The organism is Massilia sp. LMS1-1-1.1, assembly GCF_040815535.1.
In the GTDB taxonomy this organism is placed as follows: Bacteria; Pseudomonadota; Gammaproteobacteria; order Burkholderiales; family Burkholderiaceae_D; genus Janthinobacterium; species Janthinobacterium aestuarii.
In genome coordinates, this window is record NZ_JBFPNG010000001.1 from 34,771 (window position 1) to 55,567 (window position 20,797).

Below are 20,797 nucleotides of genomic sequence, written 5' to 3' on the forward strand. Positions count from 1 at the left end.
CCGCAGGGCAAACACTGGCGGCCGTTGATCGCGCACATTCTCACCGATTATCACCAGATGCTGGCGATGCAATAACATCGCTGCCTTAATCCCTGCCTTAAGCCGATAGCAGAAAAAATAATAACAGCAGCCTTATTGCCCCCATTCCTCTTCTCACCCCGAAGGAAATACTATGGACGCAGCCAGCCATGTCAGCCACTCCCAGGATCTGGACTTACAAGCGATAAATACTGCATTGAACCGTGTCCAGGCCGTCATCGAATTCGAACTCGACGGCACCATCCTGCATGCGAACGAGAATTTCCTGCGTGTCGTCGGCTATAGCCTGGCCGAGGTGCAAGGCAAGCACCATGCGATCTTCTGCGACCCCGAGTATGTCAAAACGGACGAATACAGCAACTTCTGGTCCAAGCTGGGACGCGGCGAATTCGACCAAGGCGAATACAAGCGCCGCGCCAGGGATGGACGCGAAGTGTGGATCAACGCTTCCTACAACCCCATCCTGGACGCGGACGGCAAGCCGTATAAAGTCATCAAGTTCGCTACCGACATCACGGCCCTGAAAAAGCGCAATGTCGAATACGAAGGCAAGGTCAGCGCGATCGGCAAGGCGCAGGCCGTGATCGAATTCGACATGCAGGGCAATGTGCTGGAAGCCAACGACAATTTCCTCGCCGTCATGGACTACGACTTGAGCGATATCCAGGGCGAGCACCACCGCATGTTCTGCGAACCCGAGTATGCCAGCAGCACCGAGTACAAGAAATTCTGGCAAAAGCTCAACCGCGGCGAATTCGACGCGGGCCGCTACAAGCGCCTGGGCAACCATGGCAAGGTGGTGTGGATACAGGCGACCTACAATCCCATCCTGGACCTGAACGGCAAGCCGTATAAAGTGGTCAAGTTCGCCATCGACATCAGCGAACAGGTGAACCTGGAAAACAGCATCCAGGCCAAGGCCGCCAACGACAGCCGCAAGGTCAATGCCCTGCTCGACTCGGTGGCGCGCGCGGCGCAGGGCGACCTGACCTGCAATATCGTGCCCGAAGGCGGCGAGCCGATCGACCTGCTGGCCGGCGGCATCAGCAAGATGATCGTCGACTTGCGCGGCGTCATCGGCAACGTGGTGTCGGCGGCCAACGGCTTTGCCGACGCGTCGAACGCCATCGCCGAGCGGGCCACGGGCGTGGCCGTGGGCACGCAGGCGCTGGGCGCCACGGTGGAAGAAATGAACGCCTCCATCGACGGCTTGACGTTTTCCATCAATTCCATCGCGGAAAACACCTCGAATGCCGATTCCCTGGCGAAAGCCACGCAGCAGGAAGCGGAATCGGGCGCGCGCGCCGTCGCCAAATCGATCGAGGCGATGGACTTGATCAACCGCTCGTCGGAAGACATCGGCGAAATCGTCAAGGTCATCAGCGAGATCGCCAACCAGACGAACATGCTGGCCTTCAACGCGGCCATCGAGGCAGCGCGCGCGGGCGAGCACGGCCTCGGCTTTTCCGTCGTCGCCGACGAGGTGCGCAAGCTGGCCGAGCGCTCGTCGCAGGCGACCAAGGAAATCTCCAAACTGATCAACGAATCCGTCAAGCGCGTGTCGACGGGCAGCGAGATTTCGCGCCAGGCCAGCGACGCCTTCGACAAGATCGTCTCGGGCGTGGCGAAGACCACCCTGGCCATTTCCGACATCTCGAAGGCGGCCAACGAGCAACTGCTGACGGCGCGCGAAGTGTCGACGGCGATCCAGTACATCGCCGAGGAAACGGAAAAGTCGGCCGCCAACTGCGACAGCATCGCCCGCTCGACCGATGGCTTGAACGAGCGCGCGGGCAGCCTGAACCAGACTGTCTCCGGCTTCGTGGTGTAGGCGATGAGCCACGCGGCCACCTTGACGCCCGAGGTGCTGACGACCCTGATCGCGCTGGTGCGCCAGCATACGGGCATCGCCATGACGGCGCGCAAGAGCGTCTTGCTGGAACGGCGCTTGCAGCCACGGCTGCAGGCGCTGTCCCTGCACAGCTACCAGGCTTACCTGGAGCGCGTGGCCAGCGACCGCGACGAGGTACCCCATTTCATCGACCTGGTCACCACCAACGACACCCTGTTCTTCCGCACGCCGCAGATCTGGGATTACTTCCGCGACCGCTACCTGCCCGCCTGGACGCGCGCGCATCCGGACGATTGCCTGGCCATCTGGTCGGCCGCAGCTGCCAGCGGCGAGGAGCTGTATTCGATCGCCATGCTGTGCGAGCAATTCAAGTTGCAGGCGCCCGCCTTCCGCTACCAGATCCTGGCCAGCGACATTTCGCAGCAGATCCTGGGCGCGGCGCGGGCCGGCCAGTACAGCGGCCGCTCCGTCGAGCGCATCCGTTTGTCGCACCCGGACTTGCTGCGCAAATATTTCACACCAGCACCGTATGGCGTCAAGGTCAACGAGGAACTGCGGCAACACGTGAGCTTTGCCCGGCACAACCTGCTCGAAGCGCTGCGCCCGGCCCGGCAGTTCGACCTGGTGTTCCTGCGCAATGTGCTCATCTATTTCGACGCCGAGCACCAGGAAACCGTGCTGCGCCAGGCGCGCCTGAGCCTCAAGGATGAAGGCCGGCTGATTCTGGGCGAATCGGAAACCATCGCCCGCCTCGGTACCGGCTATCAATTCGAGTTTCCCATGATTTACAAGGCGGGTACCGCATGAGCATCATCATCGACCATGACCTGCCGCTGCACCATGTTGGCATGGGTCAACTTAGCGTGGGCACGCACGGCGAGCAGCTGCAAGCCTTGCTCGGCTCCTGCATCGGCATCGGTTTCATCTGGAAGAACGGCCCATGCTGCGGCCTGGCCCATTGCCTGTTGCCGGAAGCGCCCGGTGCCGACAGCGTCCTTGGCGCGCGCTATGTGAGCCAGGCCGTGCCTTCGCTGCTGCGCCTGATGGGCGTGCGCCAGGCCGATTACGCCGATATCGACGTGGTGCTGGCGGGCGGCGCCAGCATGTTCGGACCGCGCAACGGCCGGCTGCAGATAGGCCGCCAAAACGCGGAAGCGGCGCAAAAATACCTGGACCAATGCGGCTTGCACGTCAGCTTTTGCGCGCTGGGCGGCCGCCACGGGCGCCAGTTGCTGATCGATTGCGCCAGCCGCAGCTACGCCGTCACCGACGTGGTAACACAACCCGAATTGATTCCACGCAAAGAAGGCGCATATGGATATGCATGAAGCGACGGGCTTGCAAGCGCAGGGCACAAGCGACACGGCCACCGAACTGTTCGGCTCCTTCCACCTGGGCGACGATGAATTCGCCCTGCCCGCCAGCTGCATCCGCGAAGTGGTGAACTACCCCGCGAAAGTCACCGCCCTGCCCCTGTCGCCCGCGTATCTGGAAGGCATGTTCACCTTGCGCGGCAGCGTCATCCCGGTAGTCAACCTGGGCCGCCTGTTCCGCGCCGATGCGCCGCGCGCCGTGACCACGGACAAGATCGCCATTCTCGACTTCCAGCAAGTGCTGATCGGCATCGTCTTCCAGGATACGGGCGAAATCCTGCGCGTGCCCGCCAGCGCCCGCAGCGCCCTGCAATATGCGGCCGGCGACAGCCACGCCGTCATCGCCGGCACGATCTTGCTCGATGGCGGCGCGCGCCTGCTGCAGGTGCTCGACCCGCATGCCCTGCTGCGCATTGAAAACGTGCCCCATGTGCTGGCCCTGCAAGCGACGGGCGCCAAGCTGAGCACGGCCCGCTACCACGCGCAAAGCGAACGCCGCCAGTGCGTCAGCTTCCATGCGGCCGGCGCCACGTTTGCCTTTGAAATGCTGGCCATCCAGGAAATCATCCGCGTGCCGGAACTGCACAGCTCCCTGCTGAACAGCGAACTGTGCCTGGGGCGCATGCATTTTCGCGGCAGCCAGGTGGCCGTCGTCGATTTCGGCGCCCTGCTGCAGGCGCCCGCATCCGGCACGGCGTCCACGCTGGACCAACGCGTCATCGTCGTGCGCCTCGAGGATACGACCGTGGGCTTCCTCGTCGACTCCGTCGACAGCATCGTGCATTTCTTTGGCGACGAAGTGCTGCCGATTCCCCTGCTGAGCAAGGCGCGCGCCGCCATGTTCGCCGGCTGCATCACGAAAGAGGGGCTGGGCGACATCATTTTCCTCGACCACAAGGGCATCCTGTCGCAGGCCGAGATCATCGAAATGCGCGACGGCCACGCGCGCCTGTACCCGGCCGAGACGGAAACGGCGGCCGCCACGCACAAGGCACAACGCCGCGTCTACATCACGTTTACGGTGGAAACCCGCTTCGCCGTGGAAATCGGGCAAGTGCGCGAAATCATCGATTTCAGCGGCGCCATCACGACGCCGCCGGGCATGCCGGCCTGCATGCGTGGCATGCTGAACTTGCGCCAGCAAATGATCAGCATCATCGACCTGCGCCAGCTGTACGCGATGCCGGCCTTGCCGGACGATAGCACCGGCAAGATTCTGATCGTGGAACGGGGCGCCGAGCGCTACGGTTTCCTCGTCGACCACGTCGACAACATCATGACCATCTCCGACAGCCAGCGCTTTGCCGCGCCGCAAATCATCCGCACGGGCGCGCACGAGGACTTGCGCAGCGAAATGGATGAGATGATCGATATCGGCACGGACGCTCAGCGCCAGACCCTGTCCGTCTTCCAGTGCGACCATCTGCTGGAAAAGCTGGGGGCGGCGCTGCCGCAGGCGGCCTAGGTTTCTTGCATCCCCGGCAGCTGGTGCCCCTTGAACTGCTCGCGCAGCTTGTTCTTCTGGATCTTGCCCGTGGCGCCCATGGGCAAGGCGTCGATGAACAGCACGTCGTCGGGCGTCCACCACTTGGCGATCTTGCCCTCGAAAAATTGCAATAACGCTTCGCGCGTGACCGTCATGCCGGGACGCAGCACCACGACAAGCACAGGACGCTCATCCCATTTCGGGTGGAATACGCCGATGCAGGCCGCCTGCAGCACGGCCGGGTGCGCCATGGCCAGGTTTTCCAGGTCGATGGTGCCGATCCACTCGCCGCCCGACTTGATCACGTCCTTGCTGCGGTCCGTGATCTGCATGTAGCCATCCGTGTCGATGGTGGCCACGTCGCCCGTGGGGAACCAGCCATCCTGCAGCACGTCACCGCCCTCGTTCTTGTAATACGACGAGATGATCCACGGCCCTTTCACCAGCAGATGACCGTAGGCCACGCCATCCCACGGCAATTCCTTGCCATCGTCGTCGACGATCTTCATGTCCACGCCGTAGATCGCATGGCCCTGCTTTTGCAGGATCTTGCGCTGCTCGTCCTTCGGCAAGTCCAGGTGCTTGGTCTGCAAGCCGCCGGCCGTGCCCAGCGGCGACATTTCCGTCATGCCCCAGGCGTGGATGACTTCCACGTCGAACTTGTCGATCAGGGTATCCATCATGGCCGGCGGACACGCCGCGCCGCCGATCACGGTGCGGCGGAAGGTGGAAAATTGCAGATTATTCTGCAAGGCGTGGTTCAGCAAGCCCAGCCAGACGGTGGGCACGCCAGCCGAGAACGTCACTTTTTCCGCCTCGAACAATTCATACAGCGACTTGCCATCGAGCGCCGCGCCGGGAAACACCATGCGCGCGCCGGACAGGGGCACGGAATACGGCAAGCCCCAGGCGTTCACGTGGAACATGGGCACGACGGGCAGCACGGTGTCCGAAGCGCGCACGTTCAGGGCGCTGGGCATGGCCGACGCATATGCGTGCAGCACGGTCGAGCGGTGCGAATACAGGGCGCCCTTGGGGTTGCCCGTCGTGCCCGACGTGTAGCACAGGGTGGCGGCCGAATTCTCGTCGAACAGGGGCCATGCGTAGTCGTCGGAATGCGTGGCGATCAAGTCTTCATAGCACAGCAGATCGGGGATGGTGCTGCTGGCGGGCATGCGCTCGCGGTCGCACATCAGCACGAAATGGCGCACGAAGGTGCAGTCGGCGGCGATCTTTTCCACCACGGGGAGGAAAGTCAAATCGAACAGCAAGACCTGGTCTTCCGCGTGATTCGAGATATAGGCGATCTGGTCGGGAAACAAACGCGGATTGATCGTGTGCAGCACGGCACCCGAGCCGGACACGGCATAGTACGCTTCCAGGTGGCGGTAGCCATTCCAGGCCAGGGTGGCGACCCGGTCGCCCATGCCGACACCGAGGCCATGCAAGGCGTTCGCCAGCCGGCGCGCGCGCTGGTGGCAATCGCGGTAGGTATAGCGGTGCATATCGCCCTCGACCCGCCGCGAAATGATTTCGCTGCCCCCATAATGACGCGCTGCAAACTCGATAATGCTGGAAATCAGCAGGGGCTGATTCATCATCTGGCCCATCACTGGACTCAAGGGGAATGCCGACATCGTGTCTCCTGGGTTGGATACTCGGTTATTGTTGGAATTTAAAGACTTTCCCTAGTTTCGTACGGTCGTGCGGAAATCGTCAACGCATTTCGATATTGCGATGCAGCATGGAATTTTCGGTTCCGTTTTTTGCCGCGCGGATACCCACTACAGCGCCCGGCGCACGCCTTGGCGCTGTGCGGTAAAATCGCATTCCAGGCTGGCGCACCTTGCCGGTCCATCTTACTGACTGGAATTGCCATCACCGCTCATACCTTACCACTGGATAATGCCTTTGCGGCCTTGCCGCCCGCGTTCTATACGCGCTTGATGCCCACGCCCCTGCCCGCCCCGTACTTCGTGGCCGCCAGCGCGCCAGCCGCAGCCCTGATCGGCCTCGATGCGGCGCGCCTGGCCGAGCCCGATTACGTAGCGCTGCTGAGCGGCAATACGGTTGCCGAGCGCTCGATGCCCCTGTCGGCCGTGTATTCGGGCCACCAGTTCGGCGTCTGGGCCGGCCAGCTGGGCGATGGCCGCGCCATCCTGCTGGGCGATATCGCCACCGAACACGGCCCCATGGAGCTGCAGCTGAAAGGCGCCGGCGCCACGCCGTATTCGCGCATGGGCGACGGCCGCGCCGTGCTGCGCTCGTCCATCCGCGAATTCCTGTGCTCGGAAGCCATGGCGGCGCTGGGCATCCCCACGTCGCGTGCGCTGTCCATCATGGGCTCGCAGCAAGGCATCATGCGCGAAACCGTCGAGACCGCCGCCGTCGTCACGCGCATGGCGCCCAGTTTTGTGCGCTTCGGCTCGTTCGAACACTGGTTTTACCGCAAGCAGCCGGACGAGCTGAAAATCCTCGCCGATTACGTCATCGACAGCTTCTACCCCCACTTGCGCGCTGCATCAAATCCATATCAAGCCTTGCTGGCCGAAGTATGCGTGCGCACGGCGCACATGATTGCACAGTGGCAAGCCGTGGGCTTCATGCATGGCGTCATGAATACGGACAATATGTCGATCCTGGGCCTGACCCTCGATTACGGCCCCTTCGGTTTCATGGAAGCGTTTGATGCCGAGCACATCTGCAACCATACGGACCAGCAGGGCCGCTATTCCTATGCCAACCAGCCGCAGGTGGGGCACTGGAACTGCTATGCGCTGGGCCAGGCGCTGCTGCCGCTGATCGGTGAAGTGGCATTGGCGCAGGCGGCGCTGGACAGCTACCAGAGCGCCTTTGCGGAGAAGATGAATGCCTTGCTGCGCGCCAAGCTGGGCTTGCGCACGCAACACGACGACGATACGCAGCTGTTCGACAGCATGTTTGCGCTGATGCAAGCCAATCACGTGGATTTCACCAACTTTTTCCGCGCCCTGGCGACACTGCAGGTGACCGCCCCCGAGCACGACACGGTGCTGCGCGACATGTTCATCGACCGCCCCGCCTTCGATACGTGGGCGGCACAATACCGCGCGCGCCTGCGGCAGGAGCACAGCATCGATGCCGAGCGGCAAGCAGCGATGAACCAGGTCAACCCGAAATACGTGCTGCGCAACTACCTGGCGCAAGTGGCCATCGAAAAAGCCCAGCAGCAGGATTACACGGAAGTGACGACATTGCTGGAAGTTTTGCAAAAGCCATTTGACGAACAGCCCGAACACCAGCACTATGCGGCCCTGCCGCCCGACTGGGCCAGCCACCTTGAAGTCAGCTGCTCATCTTAAGGAGTCATTATGACCACGAATAAAGTCAAGAAAACCGACGCCGAATGGCGCGCCATGCTCGACTCGATGCAATACGAAGTCACGCGCCACGCGGCCACGGAACGGGCCTTCACGGGCAAGTTCTGGGACCACCATGAACACGGCGTCTACACCTGCGTCTGCTGCAACACGCCCCTGTTCGCTTCGGACACCAAGTTCGACTCGGGCTGCGGCTGGCCCAGCTATTTCCAGGCACTCGATCCGGCCAACGTGACGGAAATCGTCGACCGCAGTCATGGCATGGTGCGCACGGAAATCGTCTGCGCCGTCTGCGACGCCCATCTGGGCCACGTCTTCCCGGACGGCCCGCCGCCAACCGGCTTGCGTTATTGCATCAATTCGGCATCGCTGCGCTTCGACCCTCAACCGTGAGACACAGGAACGCTTGGGAGCGAGTCGGTTGCTCCTAAGCCATTCCTAAGATGATTCTAATAAGACCAGTGTAAAGTCTCGCCATGAAATTTCTATTCGACATATTCCCCCTGCTCGCCTTCTTCGCCGCCTTCAAACTGGGCGGCATGTATGAAGCGGCCACGCACGACTTCGTGCAGCAATATCTGTCCGGCTTCGTGTCAGGCGGCCTGATCAAGGCCGATCAGGCGCCGTGGATACTCGCCACCCTCGTCGGCATCATCGCCACCGCCTGCCAGGTCAGCTATCTGCTGCTGCGCGGGCGCAAGGTGGACGGCATGCTGTGGCTGTCGCTGTTCATTTTTGTCGTGTTCGGCGGCGCCAGCATTTACCTGCATGATGATTTCTTCCTGAAATGGAAGCCGACCCTGATCTACTGGCTGTCCGGCCTGGCCCTCTTGATCGCCCACGTGGGTTTCAAGAAAAACCTGATCCGCAAGACCATGGAAGCGCAAGTGCAATTGCCCGAAGTTGTGTGGAACCAGCTGCTGGCCGCATGGATCATCTTCTTCGGCGCCATCGGCGCGCTGAACCTGTTCGTGGCCTTCGTGCTGTACAAGGGCGACATGGCCGCCTGGGTCAGCTTCAAGGCGTTTGGCGCGACGGGCATCTTCTTTGCCTTTATCGTGGCGCAAACCCTGTTCCTGGCCAAACATATCAAGGAAGACGCATGATGACGAACGACACGGCAACGCGCATGGAGCGCATTCGTACCCGCCTGGAAACGGCACTTTCCCCTCTGGAATGCGTGCTGGAAGACGACTCGGCGCGCCACCGGGGCCATGCGGGCGCCGCCTCGGGCGGAGGCCATTACAATCTACGCATAATTTCTAGTCAATTTGAGGGGCTCAGGCTCGTCATGCGCCATCGACTGGTGTATGATTCCGTGCACGATATGATGCATAATGAGATACATGCATTGGCGATTGTGGCACTGGCGCCGTCCGAAGTAGTGTAAGGACGGCGTTTTGGCGTACCGGGGCAACCTGGTATGCCATTTGCCGCAAGCGCCATGCACGCGTTTTCTTTCCATGCGTTTTTTACGAAACTTTCCCTAACAGGATTTAATAATGACTTTTAAGCCAGCCCGCTTGCTGATCGCACTACTCGCCGTTGTCGCGGTACCTGTTTTTGCGCAAAATGTTGCCGTTGTTAATGGCAAGCCTATCCCATCGTCGCGCGTTGATGCAGTCGTCAAGCAAGTCGTCGCCCAAGGCCAGCAACCGGATTCGCCGCAACTGCGCGAAATGATCAAGAAAGACTTGATCGGCCGTGAAGTGCTGATGCAAGAAGCGGAAAACAAAGGTTTCGGTAAAGATGCAGCAGTCAAGCAGCAAATCGAGAACGCACGCCAGGCCATCGTCATCAACGCCCTGGTCGGCGACTACCTGAAAAAGAACCCGGTCAACGACGCTGAAATCAAGGCTGAATACGACAAGTTCGTGGCCCAGACCGGCGACAAGGAATACCACGTGCGCCACATCCTGGTCGGCACCGAAGCGGAAGCGAAAGACATCATCGCCAAGCTGAAAGGCGGCGCCAAGTTTGAAGACCTGGCCAAGCAATCGAAAGATACCGGTTCGGCCGACAACGGCGGCGACCTGGATTGGGCAGCCCCATCGTCGTTCCCGAAAGTGTTCTCGGACGCCTTCGTGAAACTGCAAAAAGGCCAGGTCACCGACACCCCGGTGCAAACGCCTAACGGTTTCCACGTGATCAAGCTGGACGACACCCGCGCGGCAAAACTGCCGACCCTGGAAGAAGTCAAGCCACAGATCGCCGAAGCGCTGCAGCAAAAGAAACTGCAAGCGTATCAGGAAGAAATGATCAAAAAAGCGAAAGTTCAGTAAGAACTGACCTCCCCGGCGCCCTTTTCGGCGCCGGTCGTGTATTCTGCGCCTGAATGCGCACTGCGCGACAGCCGCGCATATCGATTTTTAGTATATTTATTAGGAATGAACATGATTTTGAAGCCAGCCCGCCTGATCTTAGCCCTGGTCGCCGTTGTAGCGATCCCTGCGTTCGCGCAAAACGTCGCCACCGTGAATGGCAAGGCCATCCCATCGTCGCGCGTCGACCAGGTCGTCAAGCAAGTCGTCGCCCAAGGCAAGCAAGCGGATTCGCCGCAATTGCGCGAAGCCATCAAAAAAGACCTGATCGGCCGCGAAGTGCTGATCCAGGAAGCCGACAAGCAAGGCTACGGCACGCGTCCGGAAGTCAAGTCGCAGATCGACAATGCCCGTCAAAGCATCATCATCAACGCCCTGCTGGCCGACTACGTCAAGAAGAACCCCGTCAAGGATGCTGAAATCAAGGCCGAGTACGACAAGTTCAAGGCACAAGCGGGCGACAAGGAATACCATGCACGCCACATCCTGGTTGCCACCGAAGCGGAAGCGAAAGACATCATCGCCAAGCTGAAAGGCGGCGCCAAGTTCGAAGAACTGGCGAAAGTATCGAAAGACGGTTCCGCAGCCAATGGCGGCGACCTGGACTGGGCTAGCCCAGCTTCGTACGTGAAGCCATTCTCCGACGCCATGGTTGCTCTGAAACCAGGCCAGGTCACGCAAACGCCAGTGCAGTCGCAATTCGGTTTCCACGTGATCAAGCTGGAAGAAACCCGTCCGACGAAGCTGCCGGCACTGGAAGAAGTCAAGGGTCAAGTGGCCGAGTCGCTGCAACAGAAGAAACTCGCCGCCTACCGCGATGAGTTGATGAAGAAAGCCAAGATTCAATAATACTGGATAGGCATGAAAAAGCGCTCCCTGGGGCGCTTTTTTTACGCCTGAAGAAAGCGAGATGGAATGGATCTACATGCAGAATTGAAAGCCGCGCTGGAAGCGGCTGCCGAACCGGGCCGCGCGGCGCCCATGCAGGCCTATATGCGCGACCAGTTCATTTTTCTGGGCGTGGCGGCGCCGCAACGGCGGCTGGCCGCCAGGGACTTGCTGGCGGGCTTGGCGGGCATCGATGCCAAGACCTTGCTCGAGCACGCGCAACTGCTGTGGCAGCAGCCGGAGCGCGAATACCAGCACGTGGCGCTCGACATGCTGGCGCTGCACCGGCGCCAGCTGAACATCGGGCAAATCCCCGCCCTGCTCGGCCTGGCACGCCAGCGCGCGTGGTGGGACAGCGTCGACGGCATGGCGGGCATCGTCGGCGAGGTGCTGCAGGCGGAACACCAGCGCGGCGGCGACGGCCATGCGCACATGGATGGCGCGCTGCGCCATGAAGACTTCTGGCTGCGCCGCATCGCCATGCTGCACCAGCTGGGCTGGCGCACCCACACGGATGCCGCCTGGCTGTTCGGCGCGGCGCTGGCGCTGGCCCACGAAGACGAGTTTTTCATCCGCAAGGCCGTCGGCTGGGCCTTGCGCGATTACGCGCGCCACGCGCCGGCAGAGGTGCTGGCTTTTGCCACGGAGCACCGCCAGCAACTGTCTGCGCTCAGCTACCGCGAGGCGTTGAAGCACCAGCCACGGTGAACGCCTGCCCACCGAGCAAGCGCAGCGCCGCATCGATGCGGTGGCCGGCATCCCAGGCCGGCATGGGCGCCAGCAAGCCCAGCGCCATCTGCCGCAGCGGCTCGGCAATTACCATGGCCAGCAGCAAGCCGGCCAGTTCAGGGGCATTCCTGACCGTCATGTGGCTGCGGGCGGCCTGGCGGCCCAGCCAGTCGGCCAACATGGCCGTGCCCCGCTCGATGCCGTTGCGCTGATACACGGCCAGCAAGCCCGCGCGCGCGGGAAACTCCGTGCATAGCAGGCGGAACAGGCCGACGGCATCCGCCGTCAGCACGCGCGCCGCCATCGCCTGCAATATCTCTTTTAACAGCGGCAACACTTCGCCAGGCCCGGCCGCATCGTGCGCCATGGCTGGCAGGAACGCATCCGTCCAGCCGCGTACCACCAGGGCGACCAGTTCCTCGCGGTTGGCCGCGTATTGATACAGCGACTTCTTGGCCATGCCCGCGTGACGCGCCACCGCCTCCATGGTCGTGGCCGCATAGCCTTCGTGCAACAACAGCCAGGTGGCCGCCTGCACGGCCGCTTCGCGCGCTTCCTCGGGTGGCCGCGCTGGACGGCCCCGTCCACGCACAGCCTTGCTCTCTTCTTCCTGCATGCGGGCTCCAAGCTTGATCGATGGGCAATTTTACACTGAAATATATTTAGGAAACGAACTTCGTTTCTTTAATATATAATCGGCCCACCCCAACAAAGGAGAACGATATGACGAAACATATGGAATTCCCATGGAGCATCACCAGCACGGGCGACTTGCTCGACCCGTTTCCCTTGCACCTGGAAACGGGCATCAAGCGACTGGAGGACGGTTGCCTGCTGGTGGCGGCGCGCACGGAGTTGCACGGCTGCAGCGGGCGCATGCTGGACTGGTGGTTCACGTTTTTCGAGACGACGCAGCACATCAAGTGGTGGCATCCGCACGACCACGTGGCGCATCACGGCTGGAACAATGCGTGGAAAAAGGGGGAGAGTTACTATGGCGCCTCGATCGAGGCAGTCGAATCCTTGGGCGACATTCCGCCCGTAAAAGCCAAGCTGAAGTTCCATGACCCGAAAGACGTGTTTGACCCGGCGCAACTGCAACGGGCCAAGTATAGCGGTGCCCTGTCAGCTGCCATCTGCGCGCGCATCGGCTTTGGCGAGCACGTGCAACTGGACCCGCACGGCGACCCGCTCGATGGCGAAATGCTGCATTTGACGCGTGATACGCCCACGGGTTGCGTGCTGCGCAGCCGCTTCTTGCTGGGCCGCAATAGCCTGGACCCCGTGCGCGAGGTGCCCGACGTGCTGGGCCTGAATTTGCTGCGCCATTGCTACAGCGAATTTACCTATCTGTCGCGCTTTTTACCGTCGCTGTACTACGGCGAGCACGCCAATGGGGAAAAGGCGCCGCTGCCCTGGTAAAACATGGTTTTACAGCTGCTTGTGCATGCGCGCCAGCGGCAGCTTGATGTCATCGGGCAAGTCCAGATGAAACTCTTCCGTCACGGCAAAGCCGCTGGCCAGGTACAGCGGCACGCCGGGCAAGGTGGCGGCCAGTTCCAGGGCGGTAAAACCGGCGGCCAGCGCCTGGCGTTCGCAATGGCGCATCAGCATGCTGCCCAGACCCTGGCGCGCGGCGCCTGGTTCGACAAAGAAGGCGCGGATGCGGCCCGGCTGGTTGGCCGGATCGAGCAGCGGGTCCGGCCCGCTCTTGGCGCGGTCGGCGCCATACAGGGTGGCGCGCTGGCTCCAGCCGCCGCAGGCCAGCATGGCGCCATCGCGTTCGATCACGAAATACGTCCGGTCGGCAACGAGCTGCGTATCGACGCCGAACACGTGGCGCGTCACGGCCTCGGCCTGTTCCTGCGTATAAAACCCCGCGCTCAGTGCCACGCCGGAGCGGGCGATCAGCGCATTCATGGCAGGCACATCGGCCGGCAGCGCCACGCGCAAGTTGGTCAACGCGCCAAAGCTGAACCAGGCACGGCTGATGCGGCCCTGCCCCACCTCATACGTCGCCACCAGTTCCTGGGCCGACACGCCATCGTCCATGTCGCCATGGACGATTTCATGGTCGATCACCAGCTTGCCGCAGGCGATGCGGTTGAGCAACTGCGCACGTGGCCGGCTGGCCGCGAAACGGGCCGTGAAACGGGGGCCGATCTGCGCGCCGCCCTGCGCCAGCAAGGTGTCCGGATGCTGAAATTGCTGTGCGTCATCAGCGTAGATGTCCAGCAAGGCCGGCACGTCGTGCGCGTTGTAGGCGTCCAGTTGCGCCTGGACCACCGCCGTTGGCGAAATGAGTGTATCGTTGGCAAGCGCCATGCGTGTACCTGTTGTGGAGTGGGTGGAAAGTTGCAAAGGGTAACATTGTCACCTCTGTCGCGACGCAGTTTACTGCGATAATAACAAGATTCGTCGCAAGAAACATATTCAGGCGTCACCAATCAATCGCAAATCGCAGCAGGAGTAAATATCATGAAATGGGAAGGCAATCGCGAAAGCGACAATGTGGAAGATCGCCGTGGCGAAGATGGCGGCGGAGGCGGCGGTGGCGGCTTTGGTTTCGGCGGGCGCTCGATCGGCATCGGCACCATCGTCATCGCCCTCGTCGGCTCGTATGTGCTGGGCGTCAATCCCTTGACCTTGCTCAACCTGCTCAGCGGCGGTGGCGGCCAGGTCAGCACCCAGCAAAGCCAGGCCCCGGCGCGCCAGCCGCCCGAATCGGACGAGATGGCCCGCTTCGTGAAAACCGTGCTGGCTGATACGGAGGACACGTGGGGCGCCCTGTTCAAGGCCGAAGGCGGCAGCTATGTGAAACCCAAGCTGGTGCTGTTCTCGGGCAGCATCCCGACGGCCTGCGGCACGGGCCAGAGCGCCAGCGGGCCCTTCTACTGCCCCGGCGACCAGAAAGTCTATCTGGACCTCGATTTCTTTAAGCTGATGCAGCAGCGTTTCAAGGTCTCGGGCGAATTCGCGGAAGCGTACGTGATCGCGCATGAAGTGGGCCACCACGTGCAAAACCTGATGGGCTTGTCGGAAAAGGTCGACAATGCGCGTCGCACGCAATCGGAGCGCCAGGCCAACGCCATGTCCGTGCGCCTGGAGTTGCAGGCCGATTGCTTTGCCGGCGTATGGGCGTATCACGCGAATGCCGACCGCAAGATCCTCGAGCAGGGCGACGTCGAAGCGGCCCTGAAAGCGGCCACGGCCATCGGCGACGACGCGCTGCAGCGCCAGTCGCAAGGCCATGTCGTGCCCGATTCGTTTACGCACGGCACCTCGGAGCAGCGCGTACGCTGGTTTACCAAGGGCATCGAGAGCGGCCAGATTGCCCAGTGCAATACCTTCGAGGCACGCCAGTTGTAAATGATTCACGAGGACAGACGCATGCCGCCCTGCGGGCCGGCATGCGTCTGTCAGGGCAAGCTGACGTCGTAGCGCTTGCCCAGTCTTTTCAGCTCGCCCGTCTCGATCAGGTTATTCAGCTCCTGGTCGAACTGCACACGCAGCTTGTCGAAAGTGGGCGAGCGGGGGAAGGCGAAATAGCCGTTTTGCAGTTCGATGATTCTGGGCAGGGGTTTCACCTGGCGCCCATAGCCAAGGCGAGCGATGACGGGATCGGTATTGCGGCGATTGCTGACGAACACGTCGACGTGATTGTGCACCAGCATCTTCAAGCCATTTTCCACGTTGTTGGCCACGCTGACCTGCAAGCCGGGCCGCATGCGCTCCCATTCCGCGCCATACACCCAGCCATTGAGCAGCACCACCCTGCGGTTCTTCAGCACCGCGTAATCGCCATCCCAGCTGAAGCTGGCGTTCTGGCGCGTATAAAACACCATCTGGTCCTGGTAAAACGGCTTGTCGGAAAAGGCCATGCTGACTATGCGCTCGGGCGTCTTGTAGGGACCGATGAGGATATCGGCCTGGCCCTGCACCAGCATGGCTTGCGCGCGCGCCCACGGCACCATGCGAAAACGCACGGTGTTACCCGTGCGTGCCGCGATCAGGCGCAGCAGTTCCGCGCCCAGGCCGCCATATTCACCACTGTCCTGGTATTCGAACACGCGCTCGAACTGCGCGCCCACGGCGAGCAGCTCGCGTGCCTGCAGGGGCGCGGCAAATGCCGGCCACAGCAGCGCCAAGGCCAGCAGGCGCCGCCCGGCTTTTTTCATCAGCCGACGATGCGCAAGGAGTAATCGGTGGCCCGCACATCCTTGGTCAGGCTGCCGATCGAGATGCGGTCCACGCCCGTTTCGGCGATGGCGCGCACGGTGTCGAAGTTGATGCCGCCCGACGCTTCGAGCAAGGCGCGGCCCTGTGTCAAGGCCACGGCTTCGCGCATCATGTCGTTGCTGAAGTTATCGAGCAAGACGGAGACGGCGCCCGCATCGAGCGCTTCGCGCAATTGCGCCAGGGTTTCCACCTCGATTTGCACGGGCACGCCCGCGTCGAGATTGCGCGCGTTTTCCAGGGCCTGGCTGACGCCGCCCGCGGCCGCGATATGGTTTTCCTTGATCAGGATGCCATCGTACAGGGCCAGGCGCTGGTTCTTGCCGCCACCGACGCGCACCGCATATTTTTGCGCCAGGCGCAGGCCCGGCAAGGTCTTGCGCGTGTCGAGGATGGACGCCTTGGTGCCGGCGATCACGTCGACATACCGGCGCGTGGCCGTGGCCACGGCGGACAGCAGCTGCAGGAAATTGAGGGCGCTGCGCTCGGCCGTGAGCAAGGCGCGCGCCGGCGCTTCAATCGTGCAGACGACGCTGTCGGCCGTCATCATGTCGCCTTCGGCGTAATGCCAGGCGATGTCGATGCTGCGGTCCAGGCTTTTCATGATGCCTTCGAACCACGGCGCGCCGCACAGCACGGCCGCTTCGCGCACGATGACACGCGCCGTGACGATGTGGTCGGGCGGCACCAGCTCGCCCGTCAGGTCGCACTGGCCCACGTCTTCCAGCAAGGCGGCCAGCAAATTGCCTTCGAACGCGCGCGCCAGGGCCGGATCGAAAGGAGCGAAAGAATTAACGAGAGTACTCATGCTGGACCGATTCCTTGGAACAATGTGGTTTCTTTGGCCAGGTCCGCGCCCGGCTTGAGGCCCGCCTTCTTGGCGGCGGCAAAGTCGAGCATGCGGTTGATCGAGCGCACGGCCAGCTGGCCGACGGCAGGATCGACGTGGATTTCGTTGTGCATGTTTTCCAGCGTTTGCGCCAGGTTCAGCAAACCGTTCATGGCCATCCACGGGCAATGCGCGCAGCTCTTGCACGTGGCGCTGTTGCCGGCCGTGGGCGCTTCGATGAAACGTTTGCCCGGTGCAGCCGCGCGCATCTTGTGCAGGATGCCGTTGTCAGTGGCGACAATGAAAGTATCCGTGTCCATGGTTTGCGCTGCCGCAATCATTTGTGACGTGGAACCCACCATGTCAGCCAGCGCCACCACGTTCGCAGGCGACTCCGGGTGCACGAGCACCTTGGCTTGCGGATATTCTTCCTTGAGCAGATCGAGTTCGATGCCCTTGAATTCGTCATGCACGAGGCAACTACCCTGCCACAGCAGCATGTCGGCGCCCGTCTGCTTCTGGATGTAGGAACCCAGGTGCTTGTCGGGTGCCCACAGGATTTTCTTGCCCTGCGCATGCAGGTGGGCAACGATGTCGAGGCCGATGGACGACGTCACCATCCAGTCCGCGCGCGCCTTGACGGCGGCGCTGGTGTTGGCGTACACCACCACCGTGCGGTCTGGATGGGCGTCGCAGAAGGCCGTGAATTCATCGACCGGACAGCCGAGGTCGAGCGAGCAGGTCGCGTCGAGGTCGGGCATTAATACCGTTTTCTCGGGACTGAGAATCTTTGCCGTTTCACCCATGAAACGCACGCCGGCCACGACGAGGGTCTTGGCCGGATGGTCGCGCCCGAAGCGGGCCATTTCCAGGGAATCGGAGACGCAGCCGCCCGTGGCTTCTGCCAGGTCTTGCAGGTCAGCATCAACGTAATAGTGGGCAACGAGCACGGCTTCGCGCTCGATCAGCAGGCGCTTGATGCGCGTGATCAGTTCGGCTTTCTCGGCCGGGGACGGCGTCGCTGGCGTGCGTGCCCAGGCATGGGCAGTGCAGCTGGCTCCGTCTTGTGGATGTTCGTACTCGACGGATTTGATGGCTAAAGTTTGCATGGCTGTGTCAAACAAAAACGGGATAGACCGGCGCGATTGCAATAAAGCAGGTGCGCCGGAACGAATGAACCGCGGCGCGTCGGTGTGGTGCAGGCGGATGACGTTGTAATGTCGGATTACGCTGCGCTAATCCGACCTACGCGACCAACTCACCCTGACGTAGGTCGGATTAGCGCACAGCGCGTAATCCGACACAACGTTACCCTAAAAATTAATCAATACCCTGGCTCTTGAGGTAATCCTCATAGTTGCCGCGGTAATCGACCACTTCATCTTCCTTGATCTCGATGATGCGGTTGGCCAGCGAAGAAACGAATTCGCGGTCATGCGACACGAAGATCAGGGTGCCCGCGTATTTTTCCAGCGCGATGTTCAGGGACTCGATCGATTCCATGTCCATGTGGTTGGTCGGCTCATCGAGCATCAGCACGTTGTGGCGGCCCAGCATCAGCTTGCCGTACATCATGCGGCCTTTTTCACCACCGGACAACACCTTGACGGCCTTCTTGACATCGTCGCCACCGAACAGCAAGCGGCCCAGGATGGAACGCACGGCCTGGTCGTCGTCGCCCTCTTTCGTCCACTGGCCGATCCAGTCGGTCAGGTTCGTATCCTTGGCGAAATCTTCCGTCGGATCTTGCGGCATGTAGCCGACGTTGGCGTTTTCCGCCCACTTCACGCGGCCCTGGTCAGGCTGCAGGCCGGCGATATCGCCCGCGATGCAGCGCAGCATGGTGGTCTTGCCGGCGCCGTTGGCACCGATGATGGCGATGCGTTCGCCCGCTTCCACCATGATGGAAAAGTTCTTGAACAACTGGCGGTCGAAACCTTTCGAGATGTTCTCGACTTCCACGGCCAGGCGGTGCAATTTCTTTTCGCCGTCGAAACGCACGAACGGATAGGCGCGCGACGATGGCTTGATGTCGTCGACCTTGATCTTTTCAATCTGCTTGGCGCGCGACGTCGCCTGGCGGGCCTTCGACTTGTTTGCGGCGAAGCGGCGGACGAATTCCTGCAGCTCGGCAACCTTGTCTTTCGCTTTCGCATTGTTGGCCAGCTGCTGGTTGCGCGCCTGGGTCGAGGCGAACATGTATTCGTCGTAGTTACCTGGATAAATCTTCAGGGTGCCGTAGTCCATATCGGCCACGTGGGTGCAGACCTGGTTCAGGAAGTGGCGATCATGGGAAATGATGATCATGGTGGAGTTGCGCTCGTTGAGCACGTCTTCCAGCCAGCGAATCGTGTTGATGTCCAGGTTATTCGTCGGCTCGTCGAGCAGCAGGATGTCCGGGTTCGAGAACAGCGCCTGCGCCAGCAGCACGCGCAGCTTCCAGCCTGGCGACACATTGCTCATCGGGCCTTGGTGCAGGTCGATGGCGACACCGGCGCCCAGCAGCAGCTCGCCGGCGCGCGATTCGGCCGTGTAGCCGTCGTATTCGGACACTTTGCCTTCCAGCTCGGCCGCCTGCATGTAGTCGTCGTCCGTCGCTTCCGGGTTCGCGTAGATCGCGTCGCGCTGCTGGATGGCGGCCCACATTTCCGTGTGGCCCATCATGACGACGTCAAGGACGCGCATGTCTTCAAATGCGAACTGATCCTGGCGCAGCTTGCCCAGGCGTTCGTTGGTATCGAGCATGACGTTGCCGCCCGACGGGTCCAGGTCGCCGCCCAGGATCTTCATGAACGTCGACTTGCCGCAGCCGTTCGCGCCGATCAAACCATAGCGGTTGCCGTCGCCGAACTTGACGGAGATATTCTCAAACAATGGCTTGGCGCCAAACTGCATCGTAATATTTGCTGTAGATAGCATGTGATATTGGGTCTTTATTCAGTTAAAACAGCTAGTTAAATACTTTTCTCCCATTATACAGCACCCACCCTCATCACTCTATAGTGGTCCGCCGAGGGCGCTCCGAGTGCATGCGGAGAAATAATGGCAAGAAAATATGATTGCCGTATTTCCATTTAGCAGATACGCTGCGTGCCATCCATTTTCCACCCTCCACCTCACAGGCTTCACTTGAAAAAAATCACCATTGCCGCGGCCGTGGCCGTCGTTGCCATCGCCGCCACCGCCTATGCCTCGCCGTATTACGCCTTGCACCAGATCAAGGCTGCGCTGGCTGAGCGCAACGCCGAAGCCCTGGCCGAACACGTGGACTTCCCCGCCCTGCGCGCCAGCGTCAAGACGCAACTGGAGACCGGCATGGCGCGCAGCATCGCAGCGACCGCCGGCAGCGACAACCCGCTGGCCGCCTTGGGCCAGTCGATCGCCAGCGCCATGCTGGGCAAGATGGTCGACACCATGGTCTCGCCTGCCGGCGTCGTCGCGCTGGTCAACAAGAGCGCCGTCAGCCCGCAGGCGGATGCGAATACGAACGCGGATGCACCCGCCGACGGCGCGCAGAAAAAGGCCGGGTATTCGGCAGGCTATGCCGGCTTGAACACCTTCGTCGTGCGCGCGAAGGATGGTAATGCACAGGAAGGTGCGCTGGTCTTGCTGCGCCATGGCGTGTGGGGCTGGAAACTGAGTTCGATCGAGATTGCGTCGGCGATGGCCGCACGTTAACCAGGAC

The 20,797-nt window shown here is 61.5% G+C and carries 21 protein-coding genes; 14 read left to right on the forward strand and 7 right to left on the reverse strand.

Annotation, left to right across the window (positions count from 1 at the left end):
- Window positions 1-172: 172 nt before the first annotated feature.
- The 4 genes from MRBLMS1_RS00185 to MRBLMS1_RS00200 are packed head-to-tail and all read left to right on the forward strand — an operon-like array spanning window position 173 to window position 4,729.
- Complete coding sequence (locus tag MRBLMS1_RS00185) at window positions 173-1,870, forward strand: methyl-accepting chemotaxis protein (protein WP_485877013.1); 1,698 nt, start codon at window positions 173-175, stop codon at window positions 1,868-1,870.
- Between the two features lie 3 nt (window positions 1,871-1,873).
- Window positions 1,874-2,698, forward strand: coding sequence for a CheR family methyltransferase (locus MRBLMS1_RS00190; protein WP_485877014.1), 825 nt, complete (start codon window positions 1,874-1,876; stop codon window positions 2,696-2,698).
- Window positions 2,695-3,219: a chemotaxis protein CheD gene (locus tag MRBLMS1_RS00195; RefSeq protein ID WP_485877015.1), complete on the forward strand. Its 525-nt coding sequence runs from the start codon at window positions 2,695-2,697 to the stop codon at window positions 3,217-3,219. Before MRBLMS1_RS00190 ends, MRBLMS1_RS00195 begins: the two co-directional genes overlap by 4 nt.
- On the forward strand, window positions 3,206-4,729 hold the full coding sequence (locus MRBLMS1_RS00200; protein WP_485877017.1) for a chemotaxis protein CheW: 1,524 nt from the start codon (window positions 3,206-3,208) through the stop codon (window positions 4,727-4,729). The genes MRBLMS1_RS00195 and MRBLMS1_RS00200 overlap by 14 nt, the downstream gene beginning before the upstream one ends.
- Here the strand turns inward: MRBLMS1_RS00200 and MRBLMS1_RS00205 are convergent.
- Window positions 4,726-6,387, reverse strand: a complete 1,662-nt coding sequence (locus MRBLMS1_RS00205) for a 3-(methylthio)propionyl-CoA ligase (RefSeq protein WP_485877019.1) — start codon at window positions 6,385-6,387, stop codon at window positions 4,726-4,728. The genes MRBLMS1_RS00200 and MRBLMS1_RS00205 overlap by 4 nt on opposite strands.
- Window positions 6,388-6,612: 225 nt before the next feature.
- On the opposite strand from MRBLMS1_RS00205, the gene MRBLMS1_RS00210 reads away from it, so the two are divergent.
- The 7 genes from MRBLMS1_RS00210 to MRBLMS1_RS00240 all read left to right on the forward strand — a co-directional run bounded on the left by MRBLMS1_RS00210 (window position 6,613) and on the right by MRBLMS1_RS00240 (window position 12,026).
- Complete coding sequence (locus MRBLMS1_RS00210; protein WP_485878931.1) at window positions 6,613-8,091, forward strand: protein adenylyltransferase SelO; 1,479 nt, start codon at window positions 6,613-6,615, stop codon at window positions 8,089-8,091.
- Window positions 8,092-8,100: 9 nt separating this feature from the next.
- Window positions 8,101-8,502 carry a peptide-methionine (R)-S-oxide reductase MsrB gene (gene msrB, locus MRBLMS1_RS00215; protein WP_034756083.1) on the forward strand — a complete coding sequence of 134 codons (402 nt, stop codon included), beginning with the start codon at window positions 8,101-8,103 and terminating at the stop codon, window positions 8,500-8,502.
- Window positions 8,503-8,585: 83 nt separating this feature from the next.
- The gene (locus tag MRBLMS1_RS00220) at window positions 8,586-9,215 is read left to right on the forward strand and encodes a septation protein A (RefSeq protein WP_128143165.1); all 630 of its coding nucleotides are present in this window, start codon (window positions 8,586-8,588) and stop codon (window positions 9,213-9,215) included.
- Window positions 9,212-9,499 carry a BolA family protein gene (locus MRBLMS1_RS00225; protein ID WP_058048143.1) on the forward strand — a complete coding sequence of 96 codons (288 nt, stop codon included), beginning with the start codon at window positions 9,212-9,214 and terminating at the stop codon, window positions 9,497-9,499. Before MRBLMS1_RS00220 ends, MRBLMS1_RS00225 begins: the two co-directional genes overlap by 4 nt.
- A 112-nt stretch (window positions 9,500-9,611) precedes the next feature.
- Window positions 9,612-10,391 (forward strand): peptidylprolyl isomerase, encoded by a 780-nt coding sequence (locus tag MRBLMS1_RS00230; protein WP_034756076.1) that lies wholly within the window; start codon window positions 9,612-9,614, stop codon window positions 10,389-10,391.
- 111 nt (window positions 10,392-10,502) lie between these two features.
- Window positions 10,503-11,279 (forward strand): peptidylprolyl isomerase, encoded by a 777-nt coding sequence (locus MRBLMS1_RS00235; protein WP_034756072.1) that lies wholly within the window; start codon window positions 10,503-10,505, stop codon window positions 11,277-11,279.
- Between the two features lie 66 nt (window positions 11,280-11,345).
- A complete protein-coding gene (locus MRBLMS1_RS00240; protein ID WP_485877022.1) occupies window positions 11,346-12,026 on the forward strand; it encodes a DNA alkylation repair protein in 681 nt (226 codons plus the stop codon).
- Here MRBLMS1_RS00240 and MRBLMS1_RS00245 read toward each other — a convergent pair.
- Entirely contained in the window at window positions 11,989-12,663 is a 675-nt protein-coding gene (locus MRBLMS1_RS00245) for a TetR/AcrR family transcriptional regulator (protein WP_485877024.1), read from the reverse strand. The two genes, MRBLMS1_RS00240 and MRBLMS1_RS00245, sit on opposite strands and share 38 nt — an antisense overlap.
- Before the next feature lie 107 nt (window positions 12,664-12,770).
- On the opposite strand from MRBLMS1_RS00245, the gene MRBLMS1_RS00250 reads away from it, so the two are divergent.
- A complete protein-coding gene (locus MRBLMS1_RS00250; RefSeq protein WP_485877026.1) occupies window positions 12,771-13,469 on the forward strand; it encodes a DAPG hydrolase family protein in 699 nt (232 codons plus the stop codon).
- Window positions 13,470-13,478: 9 nt separating this feature from the next.
- Here the strand turns inward: MRBLMS1_RS00250 and MRBLMS1_RS00255 are convergent, their stop codons facing one another.
- Window positions 13,479-14,372 carry a GNAT family N-acetyltransferase gene (locus tag MRBLMS1_RS00255; RefSeq protein WP_485877028.1) on the reverse strand — a complete coding sequence of 298 codons (894 nt, stop codon included), beginning with the start codon at window positions 14,370-14,372 and terminating at the stop codon, window positions 13,479-13,481.
- Between the two features lie 153 nt (window positions 14,373-14,525).
- On the opposite strand from MRBLMS1_RS00255, the gene ypfJ reads away from it, so the two are divergent.
- Window positions 14,526-15,416, forward strand: coding sequence for a KPN_02809 family neutral zinc metallopeptidase (gene ypfJ / locus MRBLMS1_RS00260; RefSeq protein ID WP_485877030.1), 891 nt, complete (start codon window positions 14,526-14,528; stop codon window positions 15,414-15,416).
- A gap of 50 nt (window positions 15,417-15,466) precedes the next feature.
- Here ypfJ and MRBLMS1_RS00265 read toward each other — a convergent pair whose 3' ends face one another.
- The 4 genes from MRBLMS1_RS00265 to MRBLMS1_RS00280 form a co-directional block, all read right to left on the reverse strand.
- Window positions 15,467-16,225, reverse strand: coding sequence for a substrate-binding periplasmic protein (locus MRBLMS1_RS00265; protein ID WP_485877032.1), 759 nt, complete (start codon window positions 16,223-16,225; stop codon window positions 15,467-15,469).
- Complete coding sequence (nadC, locus tag MRBLMS1_RS00270; RefSeq protein WP_485877033.1) at window positions 16,225-17,091, reverse strand: carboxylating nicotinate-nucleotide diphosphorylase; 867 nt, start codon at window positions 17,089-17,091, stop codon at window positions 16,225-16,227. The genes MRBLMS1_RS00265 and nadC overlap by 1 nt, the downstream gene beginning before the upstream one ends.
- Complete coding sequence (gene nadA / locus MRBLMS1_RS00275; protein WP_034756048.1) at window positions 17,088-18,221, reverse strand: quinolinate synthase NadA; 1,134 nt, start codon at window positions 18,219-18,221, stop codon at window positions 17,088-17,090. Before nadA ends, nadC begins: the two co-directional genes overlap by 4 nt.
- Window positions 18,222-18,432: 211 nt before the next feature.
- On the reverse strand, window positions 18,433-20,031 hold the full coding sequence (locus MRBLMS1_RS00280) for an ABC-F family ATPase (protein ID WP_034756044.1): 1,599 nt from the start codon (window positions 20,029-20,031) through the stop codon (window positions 18,433-18,435).
- A 210-nt stretch (window positions 20,032-20,241) separates the two neighbouring features.
- On the opposite strand from MRBLMS1_RS00280, the gene MRBLMS1_RS00285 reads away from it, so the two are divergent.
- Complete coding sequence (locus MRBLMS1_RS00285; RefSeq protein WP_485877035.1) at window positions 20,242-20,790, forward strand: DUF2939 domain-containing protein; 549 nt, start codon at window positions 20,242-20,244, stop codon at window positions 20,788-20,790.
- The last annotated feature ends 7 nt before the right edge of the window (window positions 20,791-20,797 follow it).